The 13,127-nt window shown below is 69.1% G+C and carries 11 protein-coding genes; 4 read left to right on the top strand and 7 right to left on the bottom strand.

The features are described from left to right. The first annotated feature begins 379 nt into the window (after nt 1-379). Nucleotides 380-850: a hypothetical protein gene (locus AB0367_RS32030; protein WP_366230213.1), complete on the top strand. Its 471-nt coding sequence runs from the start codon at nt 380-382 to the stop codon at nt 848-850. A gap of 134 nt (nt 851-984) precedes the next feature. On the opposite strand, the gene AB0367_RS32025 is transcribed toward AB0367_RS32030, so the two are convergent. From AB0367_RS32025 to AB0367_RS32005, 5 genes are all read right to left on the bottom strand, one after another. Further along, nucleotides 985-1,692: an SDR family oxidoreductase gene (locus tag AB0367_RS32025; protein ID WP_366230212.1), complete on the bottom strand. Its 708-nt coding sequence runs from the start codon at nt 1,690-1,692 to the stop codon at nt 985-987. 210 nt (nt 1,693-1,902) lie between these two features. Continuing rightward, on the bottom strand, nt 1,903-2,613 hold the full coding sequence (locus AB0367_RS32020) for a hypothetical protein (RefSeq protein ID WP_366230211.1): 711 nt from the start codon (nt 2,611-2,613) through the stop codon (nt 1,903-1,905). 82 nt (nt 2,614-2,695) lie between these two features. Then, the gene (locus tag AB0367_RS32015; protein ID WP_366230285.1) at nt 2,696-3,385 is read right to left on the bottom strand and encodes an IS6 family transposase; all 690 of its coding nucleotides are present in this window, start codon (nt 3,383-3,385) and stop codon (nt 2,696-2,698) included. A gap of 332 nt (nt 3,386-3,717) precedes the next feature. Next, nucleotides 3,718-5,670, bottom strand: a complete 1,953-nt coding sequence (locus tag AB0367_RS32010) for a primary-amine oxidase (RefSeq protein ID WP_366230210.1) — start codon at nt 5,668-5,670, stop codon at nt 3,718-3,720. Between the two features lie 93 nt (nt 5,671-5,763). Next, on the bottom strand, nt 5,764-7,296 hold the full coding sequence (locus AB0367_RS32005; protein WP_366230209.1) for an APC family permease: 1,533 nt from the start codon (nt 7,294-7,296) through the stop codon (nt 5,764-5,766). Nucleotides 7,297-7,449: 153 nt separating this feature from the next. Between AB0367_RS32005 and AB0367_RS32000 the strand changes: the two genes are divergently transcribed. Beyond that, entirely contained in the window at nt 7,450-8,268 is an 819-nt protein-coding gene (locus tag AB0367_RS32000) for a GPP34 family phosphoprotein (RefSeq protein ID WP_366230208.1), read from the top strand. Nucleotides 8,269-8,405: 137 nt separating this feature from the next. After that, nucleotides 8,406-8,936, top strand: coding sequence for a MarR family transcriptional regulator (locus AB0367_RS31995; RefSeq protein WP_366230207.1), 531 nt, complete (start codon nt 8,406-8,408; stop codon nt 8,934-8,936). Between the two features lie 148 nt (nt 8,937-9,084). On the opposite strand, the gene AB0367_RS31990 is transcribed toward AB0367_RS31995, so the two are convergent. Then, complete coding sequence (locus AB0367_RS31990; RefSeq protein WP_366230287.1) at nt 9,085-9,651, bottom strand: hypothetical protein; 567 nt, start codon at nt 9,649-9,651, stop codon at nt 9,085-9,087. On the opposite strand from AB0367_RS31990, the gene AB0367_RS31985 reads away from it, so the two are divergent. Continuing rightward, nucleotides 9,532-10,038 (top strand): helix-turn-helix domain-containing protein, encoded by a 507-nt coding sequence (locus AB0367_RS31985; protein ID WP_366230284.1) that lies wholly within the window; start codon nt 9,532-9,534, stop codon nt 10,036-10,038. The two genes, AB0367_RS31990 and AB0367_RS31985, sit on opposite strands and share 120 nt — an antisense overlap. 115 nt (nt 10,039-10,153) lie before the next feature. Here AB0367_RS31985 and AB0367_RS31980 read toward each other — a convergent pair whose 3' ends face one another. Next, on the bottom strand, nt 10,154-12,964 hold the full coding sequence (locus tag AB0367_RS31980) for a LuxR family transcriptional regulator (RefSeq protein WP_366230206.1): 2,811 nt from the start codon (nt 12,962-12,964) through the stop codon (nt 10,154-10,156). Between the last annotated feature and the right edge of the window lie 163 nt (nt 12,965-13,127).

Here is a 13,127-nt window from a genome sequence, read left to right as displayed (position 1 = left end):
CAGACACGTCGGCGCGCTGTTCCCGGCAAGATCGGGTGCACGTACATCGGCAGGACAGGATGCCTCTGCCTCGCTGAGCCAGTCACCGTCTGTGACGAGCACTGGCCGGCCGCCGCGCACCAACGGCGGCAGATGCGGAAACGTGATCAAGCGCCCTTGGCGCCGGTCAACCGCTGCTCTCTGGCGACGGTCCACCCGGGATCCGCTGGGTTCGCGAGGTGACCGTGCGCAAGCCTCTCGAACGTCGCTTTCCGTACTACGACTCGTTCTCCGTGGGCCTGACGCCTACCGCGCGGTGCTCGCCGTCCTGGGCGCGCCGGACTGACCCGCCCGGACCCGGCGCGGTGGCGGACGGTGTGCGCGCCGGTACCCTCACCGGGTGACCCCCAATGATGATCCAGCCAACGGGCACGCCCGTTTCGACCAGCTCAGCGCCGCCGTGCGGGAGAGCAGGCCCGATGACGACCCGGCGCTGATCGCGACCCTGCTCGCCGAGCCCGACCGGCTCATGGCGGAGTCGGTGCTGACGTCCTTGGTGGACAGCCGGGCCGAGCTGCTGGGCTCGGCGGCGTCCGTTGCCGCGTGGGCAGAGCCGCTCCTGGACGCGGTGGGTGCCGACGGGTTCGTAGCGCGGCGGGTGCGCGAGTGGGGCCTGTTCAAGGCGCTGCAGTCCGGCGCGTCGGTGGACCGCGAGGCGTTGGCGGCCGCCTCCAACTGGCTCCAGCGCAAGGTGGTCGAGGAGGCCGACTCGGCCGTGGTACTGACGGTGCTGGGCGAGGTCGCCCGCACGAAGCGGGTCCGCAACCTCGCGAAGACCCGCGCCGGGCGCCTGCGATCCGTGGGCCGGTGACCGGCAGGCTCTGCCGCACCGGCCCACCCGGCCCAGCTGATGGCTGAACCTAGCAACCCGGATCGCGGCAGATCAGGGCGGCAGGGAGATGGTCCGTGCTGGCCGGCGCAGCCGCCTCGTCCTCGCCCTCCTGGTCAATGTCGAACCTGTTCGAAGTGGAACTCGCGAATGAAGCAATCGCGTGGCTGCCCGACCGCGAACAGTACGCAGTCGACGACCGGTCGAGCGGTGAGGTCGCCGTTTGCCTGCCGCGATCCGTCCTGAACGAAGTCTGGCGGGAACAGGGAAACCACCCGGATTCCTTCCGGCCTGAGCCGGCGCGAGAGGATCTCAGCAAGCCCGGCGTGGGCATGCTTAGCAGCGCAGAACGCGGGGTGCGCGCCAGAACGACCGTGCCCGATCTCGCCGCAGGCGGAGATGATGTTGATGATGTCGGGCCTCGGTGAGGCCCGCAGCAGCGGCAGTAGATGTTTGGTCAACAGTACGGTGCCGGTCCCGCCCGCAGCCATCACGCTCTCGATGCGCTCGTCCGAGGCGTCTCCCAGGTCATCACCTTCAATGTAGGCAGCACCGTCGTTGATCAGAACATCGAGATGCTCCGTTCGATCGGCCAACGTTGCAGCGAACGCGCGCACCGAATCAGCCTCGCCCAGATCGCAGCGAAATGCCTCCGCCCGACCAGGCCCGCGCTGGCTGACCACGCTGGCAACGTGCTCGGCCGCTGCCAGACTCCGGGCCGAGAGGAACAGCTGTGCACCGTGCTCGGCAAAGGCTTCTGCCAGCAACCGTCCCGTATCACGTCCAGCGCCGGTGACAGCGACGCGCAGCCCGTCAAGATTCATGGTCGGCAGCGAAGCACCTCAACTTGGGTTGAAGTCAACAGGGCCACGCCACGATCGGACATCCGCTCTTCGGCAGATCTGCAAACATGATCATGTCCTGGCTATCCGTCTCAACTACCTTGGGGTAACCGCGAGTCGCGGGTCGCCTGTGCCTGAAGTGTGCAGTGTTGACGAGGCGGTCCGGCCGCGCGGCTCCCGGCCGGACCGTGGTTAGTCCTCGTCGTTCATCAGGCGGAGCGCGTCCCTGACCTTGTCGTTGCGAAGCGGCACGTACGCGCCTTCGACGAACCGGCCGCCCTCGAAGATCTTCATGAGCGCCGCCGAGGTCTCGTCGCTGAGCAGCGAGGAGTTGGCCTCCAGCATTCGGTTGACGGTGTCCGTGAGGTCAGCGGCGGAGAGCTTCGCTAGTGCGATTCGCAGTTCCCGGGGCGCCTCGGCGTCCTCGACGCGAGCGTGGGACAGCGCTCGGATCTGGTCCGCGATGAAAGCCGCGGCAATCATGATCATCGCGATCCGCCGTTGCGCTTCCCCGCTGCTCATGCCTGCCCGGAGGTCCTCCAGCGCCAGTTCTACCTCCTGCGGAAAGCCCGTCTCGGCGTCACCATCGAGGGCCGGCCGGCTGGCGGCCTCGCCGCTCAGTTTCGACTTCATGCTGATGATCCAGCCCTTGATGTGCGGCGCGGCCTTGACCGTGAGGACGGTGCCACCGACCGCGACGGCAACGGCCGCGAAGCCGATCACTAGGTGCTTAAGTTTGGCCCGCTTGAGCAGGTTCGCGATCTCCTCGTCGGCCGACAGCAGGTCGGCTCGTCCGAGGTTTCGGGCCGCATCGAAGGTGTTCGTACTGAAGGCGCCGATGTTTCTGGCCGACGCCGCGAGGTCGTGGCCCGCATCGACTATGACCCGGTAGAAGTCAGGCATATCTCTTCACGCGCCGCACTCTACTGGGGGCCGTTGCGTTGTTTGATCGGGTGGCGCGGTGAACTCGCGCTCGCGCCCTGACTCAGATGGCGGCGGTGAGCTCGGTGAACGCTGCGGCCACGCGGAGCCCGCGTGGGGCGTCGAGGCCGAGTTCGTAGTGTCCGCGGTGAAGGTTCTGCTTGAAGGCGTGTCCGGCGATGATCGTGTGTGCGGTCTGGTCTGTGCGCAGCCCGCGTGTCGGTCTGAGCCGGTGTTTCAGCTGGCTGTGGTCGGCCTCGATCCGATTGTTGGCGTGGCGTTCGATGTGATGCCACGCCGACGGAACCAGCTCGTCGAGCACGGCCGGGTACACGGGTGCCGCGTCGGTGACGACCTGGTTCGGGGTCACCTTCAACGTGGCAGACGCCTGGCGGAAGAAGCTACGTGCTGCGGCGGCGTCGCGGCGGGCTGAGACGAGCACGTCGATGACCTGGCCGGACTGATCCACGGCCCGGTACATGTACCGCCGGACACCATTGACCTTCACGTAGGTCTCGTCGACGAACCACCTGCCACCAGGCGAATGCCGGCAGAATCTGGCGGCGCCGGCCAGCAGTGGCGTGAACCGCTGGACCCACCGGAAGACCGTCACGTGGTCGACCTCGACACCACGCTCGAGCAGCAACTCCTCGACGTCTCGGTACGACAGATTGAACCGCGGGTACAGCCGGACCGCGACCACGATCACGTCCGGCAGGAACCGGAACCCGGCAAACGCCGAACGCGGTGGCAGAGCCGGACGCCGACGGTTCGAGAGCTTCACCGCTCAAGCCTGCCTGACCAGGGAACGCTCAACGCAACGGACCCGGTGCGCGCCCATCGACATGTCCGCGACTCGGATGAGATGAGGACGCGGAGTGGACTTCACACGCCCCGCCATATCCTTTATATGGGTTGGAGTTCCTGTATCGGCAGCCGAGAACACCCGACGAACTGCACAGCGTGATCATCGGGATGTACGAAGACCCCTTCAACGGATAGGCGGCCGCCATCCACCGGAAAGGCGGTAGGCGCCCGCGGGCCGAAGCTCGTGAGCGCCTACGCGACGGAGTTGACTGCGGCGGCTCAGTGGTGGCCCTCGTGCCCTGTCCCCGGCGTCGTCGCGCAGTGGCTCGCGGTGCTCGGAGGCACGTTGAGCGCCGGGTTGCGGGTGAAGAATCCGTAGGGTTGCAGGGCGAAGCTGGTTTTGGCCACCGGCATGATGGGCCAGTCCTCGGGGCGCGGGAAGTGGGTCATGCCGACGGTGACCCAGGCGACGAGGTGCTCGCCGTCGAGGGCCCGATCAGCGGCGGAATAGGCGGGCAGGCCGGCCCCGCCCGGGTGCTGGTTGGGCAGGTCTCCGGCCGGGTACCGCTCACCGGGCGCGTAGCGCGTGAACTGTACGTGCGTCTTGGCGAATGCGGCCCGGGCAGCGATCGAGGACCTGTCGTCGGCGAGCAGGAGCGGGCCGCCGGGGTGCTGCAGGACAAACCCGGTCGGCTGGCCGAGCGTGTTGCGGTGCTCGGTGCTGGTGACGTGCCATTCCCGGCCGACGGCGGGGTCGGCGATCCGCGTGGCCTCGGCCTCCGAGCGCAGCCGCGTGAAGCGGCGGGTGAACGCGTTGCCGAGCGGGTTTTCTGGCCCGGCCGGGACACGGACCAGGTCGACCTCATCGACGGCGTTGCGGCGCCCGTCGACGGCCAGGACCATCCTGGCGCAGAAGAAGTGCTGGTGGCCTGGCGTGCCGAGCTGCGGGGCGACCTTGGTCGCCCAGGGGCTTCCCTCGACGTAGGAGCTCGTGAACGGGGCTCCGGTGGCCTTGGCCTCGAACTCGATCCGCCCGTCGAGGTAGAGGTACCAGAAGAAGCCGTAGTCGTAGTTGCCGACGGTGGCCCAGAACGAGATCACCAGGCGGCGTTGCCGGCGGACCTCGTTGGACTCGGTGAACAGGTCGAAGTGCCGCCAGCCGACGCCGGCGTCCTCCTCGTGCAGGCAGATGGCGTTGGTCTTGGTTTCCGGGTTGCCGTCGGCGTCGGCGAGTACGGCGTCGAAGTAGTAGATCTCGCCGAGGCAGTCGCAGCCCAGCTGCAGCTGCGCGACCTGGGCGCCCAACTGGTATTCGCCGACGTCGAAGTAGTTCTGCCAGGCTCGCCAGTTGGCCGGATCGCCGTAGGGTACGACCATCTCGGCGATCGACGCGCGGTCGAGGACTGGGCGGCCGCCGAGGGTGAGTTCGTGCAGCGTCAGGCCTTCACGCGCGTTGAAACCGACCCGAAACCGCCAGCCTTCGGCATCGGAGCCGCCCCAGGTCACCACGTCGCCGTCGACGGTGAAGCTCGGGCCGTGCGGCTGGGTGATCTCGATCGGCTTGAGGTCGCGGAGGGTGCCGACGTACCGCGGGTCGTCGTGGTTGGCCTCCTCGGCCGGGATCGGCAGCAGCGGCCCGTCGACGAGCTCGATAACGCGCCCGGCGGTGAGGTCGACGTAGGCCACGACGCCGTCGATCGGATGTGACCAGCAGTGGTCCTCCGGCCGGTGTTGCAGGAACGACAGCACGCGCAGCATCCGCAGGCCGGCCTCGCCGGGCCGGTCGTACCAGCCCGCGGACAGCGGGCAGGCGCGCACGAGTTCGAGGTCGCTGATGCCGCGGCGGGTCATCGCCTCGACCCAGCCAGGGTCGGCCTTGACGATCTCCTCGACCCGCATGAACTCCTCGAGGAGGATGGGCGGCTGCCCGTCGACGGCCGGATCGTGCTCGACGACCTCGTCGACGGCGCCGCGGACCAGCGACACCACCACGGTCCGAGCCCGGCCGGTGGCGACGTCGAGCAGCAGTATGCGAACCCGCCGGTCGACCTGCTGGGGGTCGTCGAGATGGGGTTCGTCAAGGCCGAGATCGGCGAAACGGGTGGTCGGGGTGAGCAGTCCGGCCTGCTCGACCAGTGCCCGGGCGGCGGTGATCTCGGCGGCGGACAGCCGTTGCAGCGGATGAGTGACGGTCTTGCCGGCCTGCTGGCCCGGCTGTTCGGTGACGGTCATAAAAGGGGTTCTTTCTGCTCGGATCGGAGGTGGGACATGGATCGGCGGCGGGTCACCTGGTAGCCCAGTTGACCCGCCGCCGGCGGGAGACGATCAGAACCGCTGCAGGTCGCCGGTGGCCGCGTTGTCGCGGGCGTTGAGCAGGGAGCCGAGGCCGTCGTCCGGGGCGGTCCGTGTGCCGCCGGTACCGATGCCGTCGTACAGGCGCGGGTCGATGGAGCGCAGGATCAAGCCCCAGATGATGCCGACGACCGTGGTGATTCCGATGATGCCGGGCATTACGTAGGTCAGCACCGAACCCTTGTCGGCGGACAGCATCGCGTCGGCCTTCAACACAGTGATGACGAGGATGATCGCGAGCACGACCGCCGAGAGCGCCGGCGCGATCACGCGGTGCCAGACGCCCTCGGAGAGGTCCGGCTGGCGGCGGAAGAAGCCGATGACGGCGATGGAGGTGCCGACCATCAGCAGCAGGATGCCGACCGCGGCGATGTACGACAGCCAGGTGAACAACTGGGTCATCGGATCGGCGTCGGTGAAGACGAAGATCGCCACGACGATTGCGGCGAGCAGCGACTGCAGCAGCGATCCCGCGATGGGGGCGCCGGTCCGCGTCGACGTCGATTCGGTGAACCGGGGCAGCACGCCCTCGTGCCCGGCCGCCCAGAAGTAGCGAGACACCACGTTGTGGAAGGACAGCAGCGCCGCGAACACGCTGGTGACCAACAGGCAGTTGGCGATGGTCGCCACCGTGTGGTTGTAGTACTGCTCGATGAAGTTGAACGGCATGCCGGCGTTGGGGTCGCGGGCCATGTCAGCGACCTTGTCCGGGCCGGCCGCGATGATCAGTGCCAGCGCCGAGAGGCAGTAGAAGATCGACGTGAACCCGACCGCGATGTAGGTCGCGCGGGCCACGGTTCGGCGTGGGTCCCTGGCCTCGGCGGAGTACACGGGCCCGGACTCGAACCCGACGAACGCGGCGGTGCCGAAGGCCAGCACCACGCCGATCGCACCGCCGGTGAGGAGGAGCTGGCCAAACGAAAGGCCTTCCCACGAGATATGGCCGACGGCCGGGTGACCGAACGCCCCGGCGTCGAAGAAGGAGACGGCCAGGATCTCGAGCACGAGCAGCACACCGAGGACCTTGGCGGAGAGGTCGACTTTGAACAGGCCGAGGACGCCCACGACGAGCCAGGCGATGACGGCCCAGACGTACCACCGCAAGTCGAGCGAGAACTCGGCCTGGGCGAGGGCCGAGGTGACCACGCCGAACAGCCCGTAGAGGCCGATCTGGATGCCGTTGTAGGCGACCAGCGCGACCGCGGCGCCGGCCACGCCCCACACGCCGCCAAGCCCGCGGGCCAAATAGGTGTAGAACGCGCCGCCATGGACGAGGTAGCGGCTCATCGCCGTGTACCCGACCGCCCACAGCGCGAGCGCCAGACCGAGGATCAGGAACGAGAGCGGCGTGCCCACGTTGCCGGTCACAGCCAGGGTGGCGACCACGCCGCCACCGAGCACGGTCAGCGGCGCCGATGCCGAGACCGTGTAGAAGGTCAGCTTCAAGGTGCCCAGCTGGCGCTGGGCTAGGCCGGGTGCGAGCGCGGCCGGTTCCTGCACGGACATCCCTATGAATCCCTCTCGGCGATCGGTTTGCCTCAGCACGCTAGCGACGAGAGTGAGATACTTCAATCCCGAACAAGCATTTACGCGGACGAAATCGCGAGTGCCAGTTTCCGTACAGGAACATCTCAACGGCTGCTTGAGGGCCGGTATCGCATGGACTATGGTTCGACACCGAAGTTTTCCAATCCGCGAGTTAATGATCAACCACAGACAATGCCGGCTCGAGACTACGGGGAACACATGTCGTCGTATCTGCCCCGCCGCCGTCCCCTGGCCGACGAGTTCTGGTTCCTGTCGCATCGCGACTACGGGACCGGCAGGCTGCTGGCCGACGGTATTCTCGGGACAGCCCTTGCCGGCGCGCTGATCGGTGAGCTGGCGCTGGCCGGATACGTGCGGCTGCAGGCGGGACGGGTGGTACCTATCGATCCGGCGGCTGAACCGGCGGAACCGGCCGTGACCGGATATCCCCGCCACGCCGCCAACGCGCGGCGGATCCCCCCGCCGCGACAGGTGGGTATTGATCCGCTGCACGGCATCGTGATGACCGAGATCACCGCCCGGGGTGCCCTCTACCCGGTGACGGACTGGATCACCTTTCTGGTCAAGGACGTGGCCCAACACGTGACCGGCCGTATGGAGGCCGCTGGCCTGCTGAGACCAGTCGGCGGCGTGCTGCGGCGACGGAAATGGGAACCGGTGGATGCGTCTACCGCATCGAGCCCCGGGGTCGCGCTGCGGTACCAGGCACGTGCCCTGGTGACGGCCGGCGCGCCCGTCGACCAGCAGACCGCGCTGCTGGCCGGGCTGACACTGGCCACCGGGCTGGTCCGACAGGTCGACGTGGACGACATGAGTAACCTGCGGGACGCGTTGCTGGAGGTGGTCAACACGCTGCCGGACGACGCGCTCACCGTGCTGCGTGCCGTGCAGGACTCCGTGACCGCGCAGGCCCGTCAGGTCCGCCGGTAGGCGGCGGAGCCCGCCGATGTGGACTTGTCGCCCAGCAGGCGGCATCCTGCAATCACGACCCCGACACGTCGAGCGCCCACCCACCGAATATCTGGAGTCTGCACCCTTGCGCCTGACAATTACAGAATCCGCACTCCGTGCCGATTTTCCGATTTGCGGCATCTGTAATGCCAGTAGCGTGGAAAACACCGGCAGGCGCGACGCTCACTCAACGTGTCCACCGCGCCGCGACGACCATCCGCCGCCATATCGAGCACGAAATCCTCGGCCCGGCCAAGCTGACGTTGACCAGCTACGAGATTCTGCACACGCTCTGGATTCAGGGCGCCTGCCCGCCGGCCGACATCATCCGGATAACCGGAATCCGGGCACCCACGGTAAGCGAAGCCGCGTCGCGTCTCGTCAGCGACCAACTCGTCACTCGCCGGGTCAATGCGCGCGACGCCCGCTCCTATCGACTGCAGCTGACCCCGGCCGGACGCCGGTTGGTCGGTCGGCTCGTCAAGGACATCGAGGTGGACGAGGCCGAAGTCCTGGACGGCCTCAGCGCCGAGGCGCTCACTGCCGCCAAGGCGCTCCTCGACCACCTGCAGCCAGGCGCGGCTGGGCCCAACACGGGCGTTGTGGAGGAAACCGGGTCGGCGGATAGCAACCAGGCGTCGGCCTGAACACCGCTGTCGGGGGCCTGCCAGCAGCGGCGAGTTCGCTGTCCACGATGACGACCCGCGCCCGAGCCCGTACGGGATCTGGGAACCCCCGTGCGCTCCCAGACGGTCTGGTCGATGTGACCACGTTGACACAGGTGGCATTCGCCAGTCACCGGTCCCCGGTGCCGCTGAGAGCAAGGGCGGCGAACAGGAAGCCGAGGCCGAAACCGGCGAGACCGCCGGCCAGAAACCCGCCGAATGTCACATGGGAGGAGCGGTCCACCGGCCGAGCCTGCCGGACATATAGCCGGAGGTGAATCAACGAATGGATGAGCGATTCCGGCAGTACGGCCACTGCTGACCCGGCTGGACGTCGGCGTCCTGTCGGCGGTACTTGCTGCGTTAGCGCGGCGACGGTCCAGGCACATGATCGGATCGGGCCACAGCGGTCGGGCGCGGTAGGGGTGTCTTCGGCCAGGGTTGACGTTGAAAGGAGGGTCTCGTGATCTCGGCACTCAACCGGCTCGTCGACCTTGTCGAGGAGCACCTCACAGAGGAGTTGGACATCAACGGACTGGCCCGGGCGCTCGGCACGACCGAGTACCACCTGCGCCGGATGTTCTCGTCGTTGGCCGGCATGCCGCTGTCGGAGTACGTGCGCCGACGCCGCATGACCGTCGCGGCTGCCGATGTCGTCCGAGGTGAGGACGATCTGCTGAGCATCGCCGTCCGGCACGGATATGGCTCAACCGAGGCGTTCGGACGTGCGTTCCGGGCGGTCCACGGCGCCAGCCCTGGTGACGTACGCCGAGACGGAGGCCCTCTTCGCGCACAGCCGCAAGTCAGGTTCCGCCTGACCGTCGAAGGGAGCACCCCCCATGGACACCCGCATCGTCGACCGCCCCGCTTTCCGGCTCATCGGACACGCGGCCCGGGTTCCGCTGATCCACCAAGGCATCAACCCGCACATCCAGCAGCACATCGCCGCGCTGCCGCAGGAGGAGCGATGCCAGCCCCAACGAACTGGCGTACACCCCTTGATCAGGTGCGCGGATCTGGCGATGTGTGCGCGTGCCGCGGCGGGCCATCGTCGTTGTGGGGCATTGGGCCTGTGGCCGGCTGATGCCACGTTCCGGGGGGGGCGCTGAATGCAGCCCTGCGGTGGGCGTGTGTTGCTGCTGACCATTGCGCGGGTTGCCGCTCCATGCGCAGCCCGGTCTCATCGCCGAACTCGTTCGTCAGCCGTTGCGCGCGGGCCGGCCCGCGCTGCCGGTGTCCGCCAGCGCATCGCGCAGCGCCGCGCGCGAGGTGATGCCCAGCTTCGGGAAGATCTGATAGAGATGGGTACTGATGGTCCGGGGCGAGAGGAACAGCCGTTCGCCGATCTGCTTGTTGGTCAGGCCGGCGGCCGCGAGCTCAGCGATCTCCCGTTGCTGCGGTGTCAGCGCGGCCGGACCGGCCGGGGGCAGACGGTGGACCGTCAGGCCGGTCGCGCGCAGCTCGGCCGCCGCGCGGGCCGCCCATGGGTGCGCGCCCAGCCGGTTGAAGGTGTCCAGCGCGGACGTCAGGTGCTCGCGAGCCCGGGTCGTGGCTTTGTCCCGCCGCAGCCGTTCGCCGTAGGCGAGGGCGATCCGCGCGCGCTCGAACGGCCAGCGCTCGCCGCCCGCGGCGGCGAGGGCCGAGTCGAACAGGGCCGGCGCCTGCTCCTCGGTCGCGATCAGCGCGGCTGCCGCATCGACGGTCATGGCCAGCCGCGCGGACACCTCCGCCACGCCGCACGCACGGGCCGCCGCGACGTGCGCCGCGGCCTCCCCGGTCCGGCCGGTACGCACCGCGGCCTCCACCACGTCCATGATCACCCAGAGCGCGTGCGGCACGTGAGCGGGCAGCTCGCCGACGGGGGCGATCGCCGTCGCCTGCCGGTACGCCTCCTCGTACTCCCCGCGGCCGAGCGCGTCCAGCAGCTTCGCCTGGGCGGCGATGCGCAGCACGAGCACGGCGCGGCGCGGCGTCGCCCACATCGTCATCCGGTCGGTCAGCTGCTTGACGGTGTCGCGCTCGCCGCGCGCGGCGCCCAGCATCGCCAGCAGGTACAGCCCCAGGCATTCCAGCAGCCGGTAGTCGTGCGTGCGGCACAGCTCAACGTGTTCCTCGGCAAGCGAGCGCAGATCCTCCCACTCGCCGGTCATCAGCTGGTCCAGCCCGAGCAGGGTGCGGGCGTGCAGTGACAGGGTGAGTGCCGCGCCGCGGTCCTCGCTCAGGATGCCGGACAGCGCGGTGCGGCACAACGTGAGCCGGTCGACGAACATCGCGGAAAGGCCGACCCGGATGCTCCACACCGTGTCCGCCTGTGTGACCAGGCCGGCGATCGCCGTGTCGATCCGGCCGAGCAGCGCCGCCGCCGTCCGCGCCGGGTCGTCGAACGTGCCGGCCAGCAGCGCGAGCAGTTCGGGTACTCCAGGCGTGAGCTGGGCGAGCGCGGTGTGGAACGGCTTCCACAGTTCGGCCCGTCCCCCGAAGTAGCACACCCAGCCCAGGGTGTAGAGCGCCTCGACCAGCGTGGAGTCGCCGCCGTCGTACGGGGTCGGCTGCATCTCGACGGCGCCGGCCAAGAGCCGGTGGGCGGTGTCGATGTCGCCTTCGCCGCTGAGCAGCAGGTGATGGGCGGCGGCCACGGCGGCGACCAGTGGCCGGTTCCGCTCACGTTCGCCCAGGCGGGCGTCGGCGAGAAGGCGGGGGACGTCGCGCAGGTCGCCGGTCACGACCGCGCCGAGGTATGCCGCTTCGGCGAGGCGGCGGCTGCGCTCGGCGCCGACCGGGCTGAGGTCGGCGGCCCGCAGCAGCGCGGTGACCGCACCGGCGGCGTCGCCGCGGCTGCGGATCGCGTAAGCGGCGTCCTCGAGCCGGTGGGCCACCGCTTCGTTCGTCCCGGCGGTCGCCTGGGCCAGGTGCCAGGCGGACCGCTCCGGGCGGCCCGCCAACCTCTCGGCAAGGTCGGCATGCGCACGCATACGCTCGTCGAGCGTGGACAGATCAACCACGGCCGACCTGGTCAGCGGGTGATGGAACGCCAGAGCGCCGGCACGCTCGTCGACGTGGACCAGACCTGCCCGCTCGGCCGGAGCCAGGTCCGCGAAGGCCGCGTCGCCGGCGGCCAGGGTGCTCAGCCGGCCGGTGCCGTCCAACGCCGCCAGCAGCAGCAACCGCCGGGTCGGCGCGGGCAGGCCGCTCACCCGCGACTCGAATGCCGCCTGCAGACGGCGGTTCAGCGGCAGTACGTCGGGCAGTGATCCCAGTCCGGACTTCTGACGATCGGTGAGCGCCAGCGGAAGCTCCAGCAGCGCGAGCGGGTTGCCCTGCGCCGCGTCGAGCAGGCGCCGCCGGACCCGCGCGACCAGCGCCGGGAACCGCTGGGCGACCAGCGTCATCGCGGCCCGATCGTCAAGCGGCCGAATCTCATGGACGGGCAGACCCGCCCGGTCGAAGAAGCTCTCCTCCCCGGATCGGTAGGCGGCCAGCAGCCCGACCCGGGCCGGTACGCGTCTGGCGACCATGGCCAGCGCCATGGCGCTCGCGCGATCCAGCCAGTGCAGATCGTCGACGATCAGCAGCACCGCGGTGCTCGCCGCCACCCGTTCGAGCAGCGCCAGCGTCGCATTGGCGATCATCAGCAGGCTGGGCGGAGAACCGGCGCGGATCCCCAGTGCGACACCGAGCGCCCGCCGGTGGGTCGCGCTCAGCCCGCCGAGGTCCTCGACCAGGGGATGCAGCGCCTGGTGCAGGGCCGAGAAGCTGTGCGCCGCCTCGAACTGGGTGCCCGAGGCCGAAAGGATCCGTGTCCGCGCCTCCTCGGCGTGCCCGGCGGCCGCCCCCAGTAACGCCGTCTTGCCGACGCCGGGCTCGCCCACGAGCAACAAGGTGCCACCCGCTCGCCGTGCCCGATCCACGAACGAACGCAGCGCCGTCAGATCGTCGTCACGGCCGACGAGATCGACGTCGCCGGCACTCCCGGCAGTCGTCTTGCCCCCGCTAGCGGGCGAATCGAGCACGTGGACCGCCGAGGAGTCGAACCCCGGACCCGGTGAACTCCATGATTGTCCCGGCCCGCCACCCGCATCCTAGGGCCTGTCTGATGGATCATGGTTGACGGCGGTCGGGTTTCGCGCGGAGCCAGATGATGATCGAGGCGATCCCGACCGTTGCCTCGTAACG

This window comes from Dactylosporangium sp. NPDC051484 (assembly GCF_040689395.1).
In the GTDB taxonomy this organism is placed as follows: domain Bacteria; phylum Actinomycetota; class Actinomycetes; order Mycobacteriales; family Micromonosporaceae; genus Dactylosporangium.
This window is presented reverse-complemented; position numbering and strand designations above follow the sequence as displayed.

Coding starts and splice junctions, on each gene's coding strand:
- AB0367_RS32025 (WP_366230212.1), bottom strand. CDS start 1,692: ATGAATCTTGACGGGCTGCGCGTCGCTGTCACCGGCGCTGGACGTGAT.
- AB0367_RS32020 (WP_366230211.1), bottom strand. CDS start 2,613: ATGCCTGACTTCTACCGGGTCATAGTCGATGCGGGCCACGACCTCGCG.
- AB0367_RS32010 (WP_366230210.1), bottom strand. CDS start 5,670: ATGACCGTCACCGAACAGCCGGGCCAGCAGGCCGGCAAGACCGTCACT.
- AB0367_RS32005 (WP_366230209.1), bottom strand. CDS start 7,296: ATGTCCGTGCAGGAACCGGCCGCGCTCGCACCCGGCCTAGCCCAGCGC.
- AB0367_RS32000 (WP_366230208.1), top strand. CDS start 7,450: ATGGACTATGGTTCGACACCGAAGTTTTCCAATCCGCGAGTTAATGAT.
- AB0367_RS31985 (WP_366230284.1), top strand. CDS start 9,532: ATGTTCTCGTCGTTGGCCGGCATGCCGCTGTCGGAGTACGTGCGCCGA.